Here is a 15,746-nt window from a genome sequence, read left to right as displayed (position 1 = left end):
ATCTGCGCACACGATGAGGCCGAGAAGCGCCAGCTCGACCGGGCCGCGATCCCGACCGAGAGGAAACGCGATGCCTACCATGCTCCCGAGCTACCACGTGGGGATCGTCGTCGCCGATCTGCGGCAGGCGATGGCCGAGCTGAGCAAGATCGGCTTCGAATGGCACGCCCCGATCCGCAACGACAGCGATGTGCTCATCGACGACGCACCGGTCACCATCAGGCCGTGGCTGGCCTACTCGAAGCAGGGCCCGCCCTACGTCGAACTGCTCGAGCAGATGCCCGGCACGATCTGGGCCGAAACGGGACTGCATCACTTCGGCGTCTGGGCCGACGATGTCGCCGCGGAATCCGAACGCCTCACCGACGCGGGCATTCCACTACTCAGCAGCCAGCACGACAATCAGACCGGCGCACCCGCCCGCTATCACCAGACCGCCGACGGCGTACGGTTCGAGCTGATGGACATCGGGCGGGTCGGTCCAGGCTTGACCACCTATCTGAGCGGCGCCGCCGACAACTACCTCAACGGACTCGCCGAGGACTACTTCGACTCGGTCGCCAGGCACTGAAGACACTGTGGCACAGGCAGTTTCGTAACCGGTACACCGGGTAGCGGTGCCCGCGGCGCAAGTCCGCGATCCCCACCGCACACGAATTCAGGTGCGGTGGGGATCGCCGCACACTCCGCGCGCAGGCCGACCGGGCATCAGAACACCGGCGACGAAGCATGCCGCGCCGAGGCAGACGCCGCATGCGGCGAAGGCCACACCGTAGCCCGCGCTCAACGCGACCGCGCTCAATGCCGCGAGCCCGACCGCACCGCTGGTCTGGCGCACCGTGTTCAGCACACCGGCGGCCAGGCCGTTGCGTTCCGGCGGCACCCCGTCGGTCGCCGCGACGGTGAGCGGGGTGAACGCGGCGGCGGTGCCGTAGCCGAAGATCATGCCCGACACCAGCACCGACCAGAAGTACGGTGCCCCGAGCGCGATCCCGAGGGCCGTGCCGAGAAAGCCCACCCCGCCGATCGCACAGCACAGCATGGCCGCCCGGCGCGCGCCGAACCGCACGGTGAGCCAACCCGCGGAACGGGAACCGACGACCATCGCGATACCCGAAGGGAGATAACCGATCCCGGCCAGGAACGGCGAATACCCGTACACGTCCTGCATGTACAGCGACAGCAGGATGGGACTGCCGAGGAAGCCGGCGCCGAGCAGGAAGATCACGATGTTGGCGCTGGTCACCGAGCGCAACCGGAAAATGGTCAGCGGCAGCAACGGCTCGGCCGACCAAAACGCCTGGTGCACAGCGAAAACGGCGATCGACGCCGCGCCACCGAGCAACGCGACGAGCACACCTGGGTCGCTCCAGCCCGCAGCCGCCGACCGCATGATGGCCAGCACGACACCGGTGATGCCCCCGGTGGCCAGCACCGCGCCGACCACATCGAGCCGCGGCCGCGCGACGGCCGTCACCTGACGCGGCAGCACCACGAGTGCGCCGATCATCCCGACGACCCCCACCGGGGCCAGGACGAAGAAGACCCAGCGCCATCCGGCCAATTCGGTGAGCAACCCGCCGAGCACCGGTCCTGCCGCGGCGCCCGCCGCCGCGACCGCACTCCAGATGGCGAGCGCCCGGGCTCGGCCGGCCGGCTCGAGAAAGGTCGTGGTCAGCATCGACAGCGTCACCGGCATCAGCAGCGCACCCCCGAATCCCTGCACCGCACGGGCGGCCAGCAGGAACCCCGGCGCGTCGGCGAACCCGGCCACGACCCTGGCGACGGTGAATATCCCCAATCCCGCCAACAGGATTCGGCGGCGGCCGAACACGTCCGCACAGCGCCCGCCGAACAGCAGACAACCCGCGAAGGCCAGGGTGTAGGCGTTCACCGCCCACGGCAACGCCGCGGGCGTGAAGCCGAGGTCGGCGCGCAGGTCGGGCAGCGTGATCGAGACGATGGTGGCGTCCATGACCACGCTGAACGAACCCAGGCAGGCCAGCGCCAACACCAGAACCTGCTGCCGCGTGGGCTGCTCGGCGCGCACGGCCGCACCGACGCTCACTGCTCCCACCCCGGCTCGCCGGGCCGCGCGTCGAATCGGGTTGCGGGAACCGCGTATCGAGCCTCGGGTATCGCGTAGAGCGCGTCTACCGCGGCCCGGAGGTCCGGATACTTCACCGCGTGGCCGCGGACCTCGGCCGGGTGCGCGGGCAAACCGGCTGCGGCGAGCAGTGTTTCGACGATGTCGCTCATGCCGCCGCCGTCCGGGTCGGCGGCGACTGCCGGTGCCACGCGGTGTCCTGCTGGAACGCCTCACCGACCCGCAGGACCACGGCCTCGCCGAACGCGGGGCCGGCGATCTGACAGGACAGCGGCAAGCCGTCCGCGCCGAAGCCCATGGGTATGGCCAGCACCGGATTGCCGAGGGCGTTCCAGTACGGGGTGTGGATCATCCGGAACAGCGCGGCATCGTCCTGATGCCCTGCCGCATCGGCCAATTGGTCCAAGCGCGGCGCGGTGACCGAGGCCGTCGGGCACACCACCACGTCGACCTGTTCGAACAGTGCACCGATCGCCGCCTGCGCGACCCGCCGGACCCGTTGCGCCTGAACGTAATCCGCACCGGATATCAACGCACCCTGGGCGAGCAGGCCACGCGCGGCGACGAAATATCCGTCCCAGTTCCGGGTCAGGTCGTTGCGGTGGTACGCCAGGCCTTCGGAGACCGCACTGACGATCGTGGCGGTGGTGGCTTCCCGGTAGAACGGCAGCGTGATCTCGGCCGTCTGGGCACCCCGCGCGCCCAGAACCGCTATCGCGCGGTCGAATACGGCCGGTAGCTCAGGGTCGCCACCCTCGGCGAGATCGCGCACCACGCCGATCCGCACACCGCTCAGGTCGGTCTCCGGCGGTCCGACGGCGAAGGCCGTGTCCACCACGGGATGCGTGCTGTCCGGGTCGCTCGGGTGCGGACCGGCGAGCACCGCGAGCAGTGCCCCGCAGTCGGCCGCGGTGCGCGCCAGCGGGCCCACCCGATCCACGCTGTAACCCAGTGGCACACAACCGGATTTCGGCACCCGCCCGAAGGTCGGCATCAATCCGGTGACCCCGCAGAACGCGGCGGGCATGCGAATACTGCCCGCGGTGTCGGAGCCGAGCCCGGCCGGAAACAGGCCCGCGGCGATCCCGTTCGCCGTGCCGGAACTGGAACCGCCGGCCCAGCGGTCCGGCCGCCACGGATTGCGCGGCAGCGGGAACGGCTTGCCGGAATCCGGTATGCCGCACGCGAACTCCATCGTTGTGGTCTTGCCGGTGATGATCGCACCGGCCGCCTTCAGCCGCGCCACGACCGGTGCGTCCCGTCCCGCACCCCACGCCCGATCGTGTACCAGACTCTGCGCGGTGGTCGGGCCTTCGGCCACGGCCATGGTGTCCTTCACCGCGAGCGGAATGCCGTGCAGCGGCCCGCGGGCGAGCCCGGCCGCGCGCTCGGCATCGGCCTGCCACGCCTGCTGCATGGCGGTTTCGTCGAAGCGGGTCAGATAGACACCGAGTTCGGTGTCGTGCCGGTCGGCGAGCGCGATCGCGGACTCGATCAGCGCGGCGCTCGTCGTTTCGCCCGCGCGCAGTGCGCGGGCGGCCTCGGCAATGGAATACATCGGCCGTCCCTTCGGAGTGATCCAGCAAGTTAGGGTTACCTTGCCCGTTCAACCCGAGTTGAGGTCAACTAGAGACATGCCGGAGCTCACGGATATCTCCACCGTCGTCGACCACTTCGCGCTCCCCTTGTCGACGCTGCACTATTGGGAACGCCGCGGCCTGCTGACGCCGCATCGCCGCGGCGGCCGCCGCTACTACGACGACGATCAGCTCTATCGGATCGCGTTGATCAAGCAGTGGCGCACCACCGGCTTGATGAGCCTCGACGAGATCGGCGAGTTGCTCACCGCCCGGGCCACCGATCCCGACTGGCGCACCACGGTCGACGCCCACATCGCCGCGATCAATCGGAACATGGCCGAACTCGAGACCGCGCGCGACTATTTGGACTATCTGCTCACCTGCCGATACGACGGCGAGCTGGAGAACTGCCCGGCCTATCGCGCGACGGTCGCGCTGCCGGACCGGCCTGGTCCATGATGTACGGAATGCACTGTCTGTGACACCGGCCACCCGGACTCCCGGCGGGTACCGGTGGTACCTATATGCTGCGGGTCACAGGTAACTCGAAGAGGAGACCCCCATGGCCAGCACCACCGTCGACGCCGTCATCGCCGCCCCGCGCGAGGTCGTGTACCGGCTCTTCGCCGATCGCGAGAGCGTCAGCCCGTACCTGCCGATCACCATCAAACTGACCAAGCCCGGGCTCACCGAGCGCGAAGGCGTCGGCGCGCAGCACCTGCTCGGCGTCGGACCGCTCGGCGTCACCGAGGAGATCACCAAGCTGGTGCCCGGCGAGCGGATGGAATACAAGATCGTCAAGGGGGCGCCGGTGAAGCGCCACGTCGGCGTCATCACCTTCACCGACGCCGACAACGGCACCCTGGTGTCCTACACGATGGAATCCGAGCCGAGCCTGCCCGTGCCCGCGAAGGTGCTGGAGTTCGGGTTGAAGAACCTGATCGGCCAGTTCATCAAGGCCGCGCAGAAGGCCGCGCGCTAGCGCACTCAGACGGTCGCGCCGGACTTCTCCGAGCGCGCCGTCTCCAGCAGTTCCTCCGCGTGTGCCCGGCCGGTCTCGGTGTCGTCCAGACCGGCCAGCATGCGCGCCAACTCGATGACCCGTTCGTCCTTGGTCAGCGCCCGCACCCCGCTGTTCACCTTGCCCTTGCCGTCGTCGGACTTGTCGACCACCAGGTGGGTGTCGGCGAACGCCGCGACCTGCGGCAGGTGCGTCACCACGATCACCTGATGGGTGCGCGCGAGCCGGGCCAGCCTGCGCCCGATCTCCACCGCGGCCCGGCCGCCGACGCCCGCGTCCACCTCGTCGAAAACCATGGTGGCGCCGTGATCCGAGCGGGCGAGCACCACCTCGAGCGCGAGCATCACCCGGGAGAGCTCACCACCGGAAGCGCTCTTGCTCAACGGCAGTGACTGCGCGCCCGAGTGCGCGGACAACCGGAACTCCACCTCGTCGACGCCCGACGACCCGGCGTGCAGCTCCTTGCCGCCGACCAGCAGCGGCGCGGAATCCTGTGGCCCCGCGGGCACCGGCCGGACCTCGACCTCCAGTTTGGCCTTGCCCATGGCCAGTCCGCCCAGCTCGGCGCTCACCGCGGACGCGAGCTTGCCCGCCGCCTTCTTGCGCGCGGCACTCAGCTTGCCCGCCGCCTCCCGCACCCGCTCGGCCGCGATCTCGACCTCGGCCGCGAGCGCGGTGAGCGCCTCCTCGGACACGTCGAGCGAGCCGAGCTTGGTGCGCGCCTCGTCGGCCCAGGCGAGCACGCCGTCGATGTCCGGGGCGTACTTGCGGGTCAGCGACTTCAGTTCGGCCTGGCGGGTGAGCAGCGAGTCGAGCGCGCCGGGATCCGACGGCAGGTCCGAAAGATAACCGCTGAGTTCGGTGGTCAGGTCGACCACCACCGCGATCGCCTCGCCGAGGCGCGGCGCCAGCGCGGTGAGCTTCGGATCGTCGGCCGACTCGATGCGCGAGCGCGCCGCACCGAGCAATTCCAGTGCGCCGGAACCGTCTTCGGGCGTTTCCGGCGAGCCCGCCAGCGCGTCGTGCGCGGTCGCGGCGGCCTCGCGCAGCGAATCCAGGTCGCTGAGCCTGCGCACGTCCTCGACGATGCGCACATCCTCACCGGGTTCCGGTGCGATGGCATCGATCTCGGTCAGCGAATGCTGCAACCGGTCGGCCTCCTGCGCCAATTCCCGGCTGCGCGCGGTACGTTCGAGCAACTCGTTGCGGGCGTCCAGCCAAGAGCGCCGCTGCACACCGTATTTGCGTAGCAGCGGCCCTACGGTATCGGCCGCGAACTGGTCCAGCGCCGCCAATTGCTGATCAGGGCGCTGCAAACGCAACTGATCGTTCTGGCCGTGCACGGTCAGCAACGGCGCGGTGAAATCGGCGAGGACCGCGGCGGGCACGCCCCGCCCGCCCAGGTGCGCGCGGGAACGGCCGTCGCTGCCCACGGTGCGGATCGCGATGATACTGCCGTCGTCGTCCTGTTCGGCCGCAGCCGATTCCAGCACCTGTGCCACTTCGGCGCGAGCGCCGTCGTTCACGTCGTCGACGGTGAAACGGCCCTCGACCACCGCACGCGCGGCACCGAGCCGGACCCGCCCCGGATCGGCGCGCGCACCGCTCAGCAGGTGCAGGCTGGTGACCACCATGGTCTTGCCCGCACCCGTCTCACCGGTGAGAACCGTGAGACCCTCGTGGAATTGCGCGGTGGCCGTCGAGATAACGCCAAGCCCGTCAATCCTGATCTCTGTCAGCATGTGTGCTCTCCGTTCGCCGCCGGCCACGCCAGCCTGTCACGGGCAATTGGAACTTGCGCACCATCCGGTCCGCGAAGGGCGCGGAATCCAGCCGCACCCAGCGCACCGGCTGCGCGCCGCGGACCGCTTCCAACCGGCCGCCACGCGGCAGGTCGAGCGTGCGCCTGCCATCCAGGAAAACTATCGCATCGTGCCCCTCGGCCGCCGCCTCGACCGCGATCCGCGACTCCGGGCTGGTCACCAGCGGCCGGGCGAACAGGGCGTGCGCGTTGCTCGGAATCACCAGCAGCGCTTCGAGTTCCGGCCACACCACCGGGCCGCCCGCGGAGAACGCGTACGCCGTGGAGCCGGTCGGGGTGGCGATCAGGATGCCGTCGCAGCCGAACGCCGACACCGGCCTGCCGTCCACCTCCAGCACCAGCTCCAATACGCCCATCCGCGAGGCGTTCTCGATGCTCGCCTCGTTCAGCGCCCAGCCGGTTTCCACCACCACATCGTCCACCCGGACGTTGACGTCGATGGTCATCCGGTGCTCGATCCGGTAATCCCGCCGCACCACATGGGCCAGCGCGTCGTCGAGGTGCTCAGCCTCGGCCTCGGTCAGAAAACCGATGCGGCCCAGATTGATTCCCAGCACCGGCACCCCGGCCGGACGCGCCAGCTCGGCGGCCCGCAGGAAGGTGCCGTCGCCACCGAGCACCAGCACCATCTCGCAACCGACCGCGGCCTCGGGCCCGTGCGCGACCACCCGCACCGGATAGCCGCCCGGCTCGGCCTCGAACCGGGTGCTGTCCGCCTCGTCGTCGAGCACCCGCAGGCAGATGCCCGCATCGGCGAAGATCTTCGCCAGCCGGTGCGCGGTCTCGATGATCTCCGCCCGGCCGGGATGCGACACCAGCAGGATCTCCCGGCTATCGGCCCTCGTCGGCGCGTTCACTGTGGACCCTCCTCAACCGCACGCTCGACGAGGGCAGCCACTCGCGCCTCGTCGTCTTCGGGTCTGCCGTCCGCCGTAGCGGACTTGCGCAGCCACAGGAAGTATTCGACATTGCCCGACGGGCCCGGCAACGGGCTGGCCGTCACGCCCTCGGTGTACAGGCCGAGCGCCGCCGCGGCCGTCGCGACCTCGCGCACCGCCGCGGCGCGCAGCGCCGGATCGCGCACCACGCCACCGGAACCGACCCGCTCCTTGCCGACCTCGAACTGCGGCTTCACCATCGGCAGCAGATCCGCGCCCGGCGCGGTGCACGCGGCCAGCGCGGGCAGCACCAGGGCCAGCGAGATGAACGACAGGTCACCGACCACCAACTCGACTGGGCCGTCGATCATTTCGGGGGTGAGGTTGCGCACGTTCGTGCGATCGACCACCCGCACCCGGTCGTCGTTCTGCAACCGCCAGATCAACTGGCCGTAGCCGACGTCCACCGCGACCACCTCGCGCGCCGCGCGCGACAGCAGCACATCGGTGAAGCCGCCGGTGGACGCGCCCGCGTCGAGGCAGCGCTTCCCCGCGACGGTGAGCCCCGCGGGTTCGAACGCCGCGAGCGCGCCGAGCAGCTTGTGCGCGCCGCGCGAGGCCCACGACACCTCGTCGGCCTGTTCCCGGACCAGCAGCGGCGTACCCGCCTCGACGGCGGTCGCCGGCTTCACCGCGACCGTTCCAGCTATCAGGACGCGACCGGCGCCGATCAGCTCGACCGCGTGTTCTCGCGATCTCGCCAACCCGCGGCGAACCAGTTCGGCGTCCACGCGCGCGCGTCTGGCCACCTCAGATCTTGTCCACCGTGGCCAGGGCCTGCACGAGCACGTCGTGCGCCTGCTCCAGGATCCGGGCGCGACGGGTGATGTCCGCGCCGGTCTCCGCGCCCTCGGCCGTCGCGTGCGCGCCCGGCCAACCGGTGCGGGTGACGAGTTCGGTGAGCAGGCCATCGATCTCGGTGCGGATACGCTCCGGGTCGGCGGGCTCCGGACGCCCGGGTGCACCCGGCAGATGCTGGCCCGGCAGTGGCACCCCGGGGCGGGGTCCGCCGGCACCTGGCGTCGGCATTCCTGGGCGGGGCATGGGAGTAGTCATCGTGCGGTCAACGCTATCGGATTTCCGAACCGGACGCGCGCACCGTCACGGCCCGTCCCGGGTTGCGCCGCAACCGGTCGGCCAGCACTGCGGCGAGGTCACTCGGATCGATGTCCGATTCGGCCGGAATCGGCGGGTGGTTCAGCGCGTCCAGCGAATCGGCCACATAGGTCGGAACGAATTCGGCCGCCGCGTCTTTCAGTTCGTCCAAGGTGCTGACGCCGGTGAGCACCAGCAGCGATTCCAGGCCCACGGCGTTCGCGCCCTCGATATCGGTGTCCAATCGGTCACCCACCACCAGCGCGCTGCGGGTGCCCGCGCGCACCAGCGCGTCCTCCATCAACGGTGCGAACGGTTTGCCCGCCACCATCGGCTCGAGCTCGGTCGCGGTGCGCAAGGCGGCGACCATCGCGCCGTTGCCCGGTGCGAGGCCGCGCTCGTTCGGCAGCGTCTTGTCGGTGTTCGCGGCCACCCAGAGGGCATCGGCGCGGAGGGCGTACGCGGCCTCGGCGAGTTCGGGCCAGCCGGTCTGCGGCGAATGCCCTTGCACCACAGCGGCGGGCGCGGCACCGTCGAAACGACGCACCGGACGCAAGCCGACCGCCGTCACCTCGGCAGCCAGATCATCGGTGCCGACCACCAGCACCTGCGCGCCGGGGGCAAGGCGCTCGGCCAGCAGCCGGGCCGCCGCCTGCGCGCTGGTCACCACGTCGTCGGTGGTCGCGGAAAAGCCGAGCTCCACCAGATGCGCGGCGACCGTCGCCGGCGACCGGCTCGCATTGTTGGTGACGTACACCAGCCGCTGCGTGCCCTCGGCCGCCAACGCCGCCGGCGCACCCTCGATCACCACGGGACCCCGGTACAGGGTGCCGTCCAGGTCAAGCAGCAAGGCTTCGTAGCGATCTCGTAGCCGCTCCACACCACTCTCCGTGTCACCGAACTTCGCATCCCTGCGGATGCCCGAACCGGCCCCGCCGCGCCCATGGCAGCTCCGAGACACCCGCACATTACGCCAAGGCGCCGACACGAACGTCAGGTCGGTTGGTTCGAGCGCCGCGGCGAAGGGGTTCCGATTCGTCGGCGGATGGTTCCACGATCGGTGCGGCGGGATGTGGTCCGGCCAGGCGGTCCGGAAACCGGCTGGCAGGGTGGCCGGCGGGTTAAACTGCTGATCAAGTCGTCGGTCTCGGGGGCGGGCCGGTGCGGGAAGGTAGTGCCATGTCGGTTCGTGCCATCGCTGTGCTGCCCGTGCTGTTGTGCGCGGCGTCGCTGGTCGGTTCGGGTCAGGCGACCGCGCAAGGGTACGGCGGCTGCCAGGCCGGCAGCACGATGAGCGGCCGGTTGGTGCCGGGGACCGGCAGTGCCGGCCAGAGCATTCATCGGGAAGCGAACCTGCGCGACTGCGCCAGTCCCCTGCTGCCCGGTGTAGACGCCGCGCGGATGAGCGTGACCATTCCGTTCAACGCGCCGGGCGCGACCAGCTCCGCCGAATTCGCCTGGTCCGACGGAAGTGTCAGCACGGCAACCGGTTACGGCAACGGCCTGTGGTCGATCACCGCCGGGCCCGCCACCGGCCACGCCCTCCACATCCACACCGCCGACACCTGGAACGGCTGGTACTTCAGCTACGCCGAGGTTCTCGTCACCTCGGCTGCCTTCGTCTCCTGACTCTCCTCTCCGAACCCCTTCTCCCCCAACGCTTCCCTGTACTCCCGTCCAGTTTGCCGGTGAGTTGCGCGACACCGCATGCGCGTTTCCAGCAACACACCGAGCAAACTTGTCCATCAGACACTTTTCGAATGAATTTTCGAGACTCGGCCCGTACGTTTGCCCCCATGGTCAGCTCGCAACACGAAGCGATGCACCGCATCTTCCAATACGACCCCGGCACGTTCGCCCGCGCTTCCGCGCCCTGGACCTGCCGTTCCCCGACCCACTGGAGGTGATTCAACTGTCAGTCGACCTCACCGAATGCCGCCCCGTCGAGCGCCGCGCCGACACGATCCTGCAGATCGATACCGCCGAAGGACCATTCCTGCTGCTGGTGGAAGCACAGGGCAAGCAGGATCCGACCCGGCCGCCCGCCTGGGCCTACTACCTGTCGTATCTACAGGCCAGATACGAACTACTACCCGTGCTCGTCGTCATCTGCCAGGACCATGCGGTCGCGTCCTGGGCCGAGGGTCCGCTGCCGGTCGGCCACGACCGGTGGCCGAGCCTGATCCTGCGCCCCCTCGTCCTCGGCCCGCACAACGTGCGACCGGTGACCGACCTCGACACCGCCGTCTCCGACCTCGCGCTCGCCACCCTGTCCGCCATCACGCACGCCAAACAACCCGATATCACCGAGATCCTCGAAACACTGGCCAAGGCACTCAGCAAAACCGGCCCCACCGAAGCAGCCCACATGTACCGCGAACTCACCGAACTCGGCCTCGGTACTGGCGAAACCCAACAGATGTGGAGGAAACTTATGTCCATGGACCTGGACTTCTTCCGTTCCCAGACTTCCGAAGATCTGCGCGCGCAAGGACACCGGCGCGGCAAGGCCGAAGGCAAGGCAGAGGGTAGGGCTGAAGGAAAAGCAGAAGGGAAGGTAGAAGGGAAGGCAGAAGGGAAAGCCGAGTCGGTCATCCATGTCCTGGATGCTCGCGGCATACCGCTGTCCGACGCCTTTCGAGAGCGAATTCTGGCCTGCCAGAACAACGAAGAGCTCGATCGCTGGCTGGATCGCAGCATCACCGCCACCACCGCCGACGAGGTCCTCGCCGATGACCACTGAGGCGAATTCCATACCGCTGTGGTTCTTCCGGTCCGAGACGTCGCAACGCATCCGTGCCGACGGCGAAGCCAAGGGGCGGGCCGAGGACATCGTCCGGATTCTGGAGCATCGCGGTATACCCGTAGCCGACAGCGTCCGTGCCCTCATTCTGTCTTGCCGAGAGGCGGACTATCTGGACTCTTGGTTCGACCGCAGCCTCGTTGCCAGCACGATGCATGAAGTCTTCCTCGATACGCCCAGTTACGCCGATGGGTTCGCCAAGGGATTAGCCGACGGAGAAGCCCAGGGGCGGGCCAGTGTCATCGTGCGCGCTTTAGAGCTTCGCGATATCCAACTGTCCGACGCCGACCGCAATCGGATTCTGGACTGCCGGGACTTTGATGTTCTGGACCGCTGGTTCGACCGCAGCCTTTCGGCAGCGAACGCCGAGGAAGTCTTCGCCCAGGACGGGTGATCCGAGCGGCAACCCGGGCTGGACAGTTGAGCACCAGGTAATGGTGGCGGCATCGGCCGAGGGCCACGCCACCATTACCTGGTGATCAGGCGTCCAGGGCAGTTCCTGCTGGAGTGGCCGCAATTCGTGTGCTTGTTGAGCGGCAACGAGTTTCGAACCGCGGCGGGCCGGTTCGCGGACGACTGGTTGCGGACTCCACCAGCGTTGGACTCAACCAATGCGTCGCACGCGCCGTCGCGAACAAGCACACTCAGGCGGGAGGAGGGGGCTCAGCTTTCGACGGGCTGGGCGATGAAGTCGGCGTGTTCGGCTTCGGTGGCGTCGCGGGCTTCGTCGATGAGAAGCACGGGGATGCCGTTGTCGATGGGGTAGGCGCGGCGCAGGCGCGGGTTGTAGAGGACGGTGCCCTCGGTCGCGCGGACCAGCAGCAGCGGGCCCTTGTCCTGCGGGCAGGCCAGCAGGCTCAACAGCGTGGCGTCCAAGGTGGTGTGCTCCGGCATGACCGAAAACCTACCCGACGACGTCGTGCGATTCGACCGCCGGTCGGCGGTGGAACGAGATGTGGCGGTGGCCGAAGTAGCTGGCAACGGCCACCAAGCCCATCACCACGACCGCCGCGGGTTTGTCCGGGAAGTGCCACACCGACACCGCCAACTCCAGCAACACCATATTCAGCAGCAGCCCACCGGAATTCACCGCGACGAACCGCAAGAAGTCACGCAGCAGATGCCCGCGCACCCGAAACACCAGCGTCCGATGCAACACGAACGCGACCGCGATACTCACCGCATAGGCCGCCGCCACCGCCACCGAAGGCGGCACATTGTCGCCGAGCACCGCCAGCCAGACCACAGTCATCCCGATACCGAGCGCAGTATTGAACCCGCCCACCACCGCGAACGCCAACTCCTGCCGCCGCACCACCCGCAACAGCGGCCCCGGATTCTCCACACCCCCCGCAGCACTCTCCCCCACCCCGGTCGCGCCGCCCCCACCCGCAGCGGCACCAGTCAGAGCCCCGCCGCCCGCACCGGCCACCACACCACCGGCGGCACCGGCCGATGCCCCACCGCCCGCGCGGGCCACCGCAGCCCGACCACCATCGGTCAGACCCTCGGCTCCCGCGTCGGCCGCCACGCCATCGGCGGCACCGGCGACCATCACGTTCGGTCCGGACGACGAAACATCCGTGTCCCCCATAGCAATACGAGCCGAGTCGGCCGCTGCGTATCCGCCCCGGTGGGCGTTCGAGGCCGTTGCGCCCGCGCCGTCGGCAGGCCTGAACTTCTCCCCGTCAGGCGCGAACTCCGCTGCGCTCTGCACCGAATCATCCGGCTCCTGCGCAAGACCCGGACCTGTCTCGGGAGGCGACGCGGGCGGCACGTGTTGGCTCGCGGCGTCGGTCCGTAGGTCGTACTTGTCGGCGTCACGGAATGGGGCTCGGGGCACCGCGCGGATCACCTCCTCGGTGCGTGCGGAAGCCACGCTCCGGTCATCGTCGAAATCCACCAGGCGGCACCTCCTGTCGCGCTGGGCACTCTAGTCGCCACCGCACGATTCCTCGACGACCACCCCGGCCCGCGCGCCCACTGCCCGCCCATCACGCCCGGAACCGAGTGCGAACCGCACGCAACTCGGCCACTTCACAGACCTCCCACACCGAGCCTCGGCGCGCCACACGGCATGTCGCTGTGTGAGGTGTCGACAAGCCCTGTGAGGCGACTTTTCGGCCAGTTCAGCGCGACGCGTCGGCCAGATCGGGTTCGGCGGCGTCGGGGGCCGGTTCGACGAGTTCGTCGTCGCGGCGGCGGGTGTACAGCCATTGGAGCAGGCCGACGCCGATCAGGCCGAGGGCGATGGCAGCGGCGCCGATTTGCCAGCCGGGGGGACGCCAGGTGAGTTCTAGGTCGCCGTTCTTGGTGCCGGCCGGGATGTCTACGGCGAGGAAGGTTTTGGCGACGAGGTGGGTGGGGAGGTCTTTGCCGTCGAGGGTGGCGTGGTAGCCGGGCCAGCCGAGGCGGGCGAGAACGACCTGGCCGCCGGTGCCGGAGCTGACCCGCACTGTGCTGGTGCGGTCGGATTCGGCGACCGAGGTGGCGGTGACGCCGAGAGCGGCCGCGACGCGCCCGTTGCGGGTGGAGAGCAAACCGTCGACGCGTTCCAGCACGGAGATGTACTGCTCGTGGCCGGGGTAGTCGACCCATTTCCAGCCGGGCGGTGCGGGCTGGTTGCGGGCGTCGGGGTACATCGCGCGTTGCAGCACGACCCGGTCGACCTTCATGAGGTCGACGATGGTGCGTCCGGTGCCGGGTTCGATGTCGAACGCGCGCCGGAACGCGTCGGGGCACACGCTGGTGTCCCAGCGCATGCAGAGCAGTTCGCCGAACCAGTAGTGCCCGTTCGGCGTGTACCCGCTGACGTAGGTCAGTTCGAGATCTTTGGCGTAGTTGCCGAAGACGAGAGACCCGTAGGCGCCCTTCAGGTTTCGTTCACCGGGCGTGATGGGTCCGCGATCGGCGAGTTGCAGGGTGGTGCCGGTGAAGTCGGGGAACGCGGCTTTCATCTCGGAGCGGTTGGTCGGCAGGTTCCAGCCCATCGGGGTCGGCTGGGCGGCCCACACCTGGACGTAGGCGATGGGGAACACCGCGACGAGCGTGAGCGCGCAGGCGGCGACCGTTCCTTTGTTGCGTCCGAGCCACACCACGGCCGCCCCGAGCGCGACCACGGCGAGCACCGCGATCACATGCCCGCCCAGTTCGCGGGGCGCGGCGGAGAACGATCGCACGAACAGCAACCCGATCAATACGCCCGCGGCGATGCCGCGCCGCCGCCAGCCGTCGAAGGTGGCGTAGCGCCCGAGTAGCACGCACACCAGCACCAGCAGCCCCAGCGCCACCATCGGCAGCACCCGCGCGGGCCAGCGCAGCGGCCCGATGGCGCCGGGGCCTGCGGTCCACATCAGCGCCATGATCGCGAACAACGCGATCGCGGTGAATTCCCGCCAGTTCTCCCGTGCCTTGCGCCAGTCGATGAACGCCAGCGCCGGGATCAGGAACCACGCGATGTAGACGACCGGCATCGGCTGCACGTAACCCCACCAGGAGTTGTAGGCGGGCAGCGTGCTGGGCAGGCTGGCGTTCAGCGATTCGGACCAGGGCACGGTGAGGAACTGGTCGTTGTTGATCTGGGCGGTGCCGCGCCAGGTCACCTTGGCCGAGAGCATGCTCGGCAGGTAGGTGGCCAGCCCGACCAGCGCCGCGCAGCCGGCGGTGGCGAGCAACCACAGCGACGGACGCCATTTGCGTTGGTAGACAACCTCACCGACGACGACCGCGCCGATCATCAGCCCGGCTTCCACGGCCGGGAAGATGTACTGCACCGAGATCGCGAGGTACAGGAATACGAAAGTCGGGATCGGCCCGCTGGATCCGGGCTTACCGCTCCCGCCGAGTCCGCGCGCGTAGCGGACCCCGGACGCCCACGCGTGCGTCAGCCACGCCGTGCCGACGAACGCGGTGTACCAGCTGGCTTCGTCGAAGAACAGCAGCCAGCCGGTGAACGGCATGGTGACGCCGGCGACCGCCGCCCACGGGGCTTTCGCGCCGTAGGCGAGACAGATCCGGTACACGCCGAGGCCGAGCACGATCGCGAAGATCAGTTTCACCACGGTGGCGTAGAGCGCGACGTTGTCCACCGAGGGCGCGATCAGATCGATCAGCAGCTGCGGCGGATTCAGCAGGCCCGCCTCTTCGATGGTGTAGTTGCCCGCCATCCAGTGTTCGGGAACCAGCATGGGAAATTGCCCGTCCCGCAGGCGATTTCCGAGCATCACCCACAGCGGGGCGTACTGCGACTCGGTGTCGTCGGTGTAGAAGTGCCGGACGTTGGCCAGCAGGACGGCGCCGTATCCGGCGATCACGCCGAGTGCGGTTATCAGACCCCACTTGTACACGTCCCGCCGAGCGAGCGCGCTACTGCTTTCCACC

Annotated in this window: 17 protein-coding genes; 6 read left to right on the top strand and 11 right to left on the bottom strand. The window is 69.0% G+C overall.

The features are described from left to right. Positions 1 to 70: 70 nt before the first annotated feature. Positions 71 to 571, top strand: a complete 501-nt coding sequence (locus O3I_RS42615) for a VOC family protein (RefSeq protein WP_167829138.1) — start codon at positions 71 to 73, stop codon at positions 569 to 571. Between the two features lie 87 nt (positions 572 to 658). On the opposite strand, the gene O3I_RS13920 is transcribed toward O3I_RS42615, so the two are convergent. From O3I_RS13920 to O3I_RS13910, 3 genes are read right to left on the bottom strand one after another with little or no spacing between them, the layout of a single operon-like run. Further along, positions 659 to 2,068: a DHA2 family efflux MFS transporter permease subunit gene (locus O3I_RS13920; protein WP_014983564.1), complete on the bottom strand. Its 1,410-nt coding sequence runs from the start codon at positions 2,066 to 2,068 to the stop codon at positions 659 to 661. Further along, the gene (locus O3I_RS13915) at positions 2,065 to 2,259 is read right to left on the bottom strand and encodes a hypothetical protein (RefSeq protein ID WP_041563767.1); all 195 of its coding nucleotides are present in this window, start codon (positions 2,257 to 2,259) and stop codon (positions 2,065 to 2,067) included. Before O3I_RS13915 ends, O3I_RS13920 begins: the two co-directional genes overlap by 4 nt. After that, positions 2,256 to 3,665, bottom strand: coding sequence for an amidase (locus O3I_RS13910; RefSeq protein WP_014983562.1), 1,410 nt, complete (start codon positions 3,663 to 3,665; stop codon positions 2,256 to 2,258). The genes O3I_RS13915 and O3I_RS13910 overlap by 4 nt, the downstream gene beginning before the upstream one ends. Positions 3,666 to 3,741: 76 nt before the next feature. Here O3I_RS13910 and O3I_RS13905 point away from each other — a divergent pair, with 76 nt between their 5' ends. Beyond that, positions 3,742 to 4,146, top strand: a complete 405-nt coding sequence (locus tag O3I_RS13905; protein ID WP_014983561.1) for a MerR family transcriptional regulator — start codon at positions 3,742 to 3,744, stop codon at positions 4,144 to 4,146. A 103-nt stretch (positions 4,147 to 4,249) separates the two neighbouring features. Continuing rightward, complete coding sequence (locus O3I_RS13900; protein WP_014983560.1) at positions 4,250 to 4,669, top strand: SRPBCC family protein; 420 nt, start codon at positions 4,250 to 4,252, stop codon at positions 4,667 to 4,669. A 5-nt stretch (positions 4,670 to 4,674) separates the two neighbouring features. On the opposite strand, the gene recN is transcribed toward O3I_RS13900, so the two are convergent. Genes recN through O3I_RS13875 form a run of 5 tightly spaced genes read right to left on the bottom strand, consistent with a single transcriptional unit; the run spans position 4,675 to position 9,443 of the window. Further along, on the bottom strand, positions 4,675 to 6,450 hold the full coding sequence (recN, locus tag O3I_RS13895) for a DNA repair protein RecN (RefSeq protein WP_041562603.1): 1,776 nt from the start codon (positions 6,448 to 6,450) through the stop codon (positions 4,675 to 4,677). Next, positions 6,428 to 7,387 (bottom strand): NAD kinase, encoded by a 960-nt coding sequence (locus O3I_RS13890; RefSeq protein ID WP_014983558.1) that lies wholly within the window; start codon positions 7,385 to 7,387, stop codon positions 6,428 to 6,430. Before O3I_RS13890 ends, recN begins: the two co-directional genes overlap by 23 nt. Next, positions 7,384 to 8,217, bottom strand: a complete 834-nt coding sequence (locus O3I_RS13885; protein WP_014983557.1) for a TlyA family RNA methyltransferase — start codon at positions 8,215 to 8,217, stop codon at positions 7,384 to 7,386. The genes O3I_RS13890 and O3I_RS13885 overlap by 4 nt, the downstream gene beginning before the upstream one ends. Position 8,218: 1 nt before the next feature. Beyond that, complete coding sequence (locus tag O3I_RS13880) at positions 8,219 to 8,497, bottom strand: hypothetical protein (RefSeq protein ID WP_051066596.1); 279 nt, start codon at positions 8,495 to 8,497, stop codon at positions 8,219 to 8,221. A 40-nt stretch (positions 8,498 to 8,537) separates the two neighbouring features. Then, a complete protein-coding gene (locus O3I_RS13875; RefSeq protein WP_014983555.1) occupies positions 8,538 to 9,443 on the bottom strand; it encodes an HAD-IIA family hydrolase in 906 nt (301 codons plus the stop codon). 299 nt (positions 9,444 to 9,742) lie between these two features. Between O3I_RS13875 and O3I_RS13870 the strand changes: the two genes are divergently transcribed. The 3 genes from O3I_RS13870 to O3I_RS45910 all read left to right on the top strand — a co-directional run bounded on the left by O3I_RS13870 (position 9,743) and on the right by O3I_RS45910 (position 11,760). Further along, on the top strand, positions 9,743 to 10,192 hold the full coding sequence (locus O3I_RS13870) for a hypothetical protein (RefSeq protein ID WP_014983554.1): 450 nt from the start codon (positions 9,743 to 9,745) through the stop codon (positions 10,190 to 10,192). A gap of 109 nt (positions 10,193 to 10,301) precedes the next feature. Continuing rightward, a complete protein-coding gene (locus O3I_RS13865) occupies positions 10,302 to 11,306 on the top strand; it encodes a hypothetical protein (RefSeq protein ID WP_141692301.1) in 1,005 nt (334 codons plus the stop codon). Then, the gene (locus tag O3I_RS45910) at positions 11,296 to 11,760 is read left to right on the top strand and encodes a hypothetical protein (RefSeq protein ID WP_014983552.1); all 465 of its coding nucleotides are present in this window, start codon (positions 11,296 to 11,298) and stop codon (positions 11,758 to 11,760) included. The genes O3I_RS13865 and O3I_RS45910 overlap by 11 nt, the downstream gene beginning before the upstream one ends. A gap of 269 nt (positions 11,761 to 12,029) precedes the next feature. On the opposite strand, the gene O3I_RS13850 is transcribed toward O3I_RS45910, so the two are convergent. From O3I_RS13850 to O3I_RS13835, 3 genes are all read right to left on the bottom strand, one after another. Next, complete coding sequence (locus O3I_RS13850) at positions 12,030 to 12,260, bottom strand: Trm112 family protein (RefSeq protein ID WP_014983551.1); 231 nt, start codon at positions 12,258 to 12,260, stop codon at positions 12,030 to 12,032. A 10-nt stretch (positions 12,261 to 12,270) separates the two neighbouring features. Then, positions 12,271 to 12,960: a GtrA family protein gene (locus tag O3I_RS46785; RefSeq protein WP_272944296.1), complete on the bottom strand. Its 690-nt coding sequence runs from the start codon at positions 12,958 to 12,960 to the stop codon at positions 12,271 to 12,273. A gap of 535 nt (positions 12,961 to 13,495) precedes the next feature. After that, positions 13,496 to 15,745, bottom strand: a complete 2,250-nt coding sequence (locus O3I_RS13835) for a membrane protein (RefSeq protein ID WP_041562600.1) — start codon at positions 15,743 to 15,745, stop codon at positions 13,496 to 13,498. Between the last annotated feature and the right edge of the window lies 1 nt (position 15,746).

Origin of the sequence: Nocardia brasiliensis ATCC 700358 (assembly GCF_000250675.2) — a bacterium.
GTDB classification, from domain to species: Bacteria; Actinomycetota; Actinomycetes; order Mycobacteriales; family Mycobacteriaceae; genus Nocardia; species Nocardia brasiliensis_B.
The sequence above is the reverse complement of the archived record's forward strand: the minus strand, read 5'-3'. Positions and strand labels throughout refer to the sequence as shown.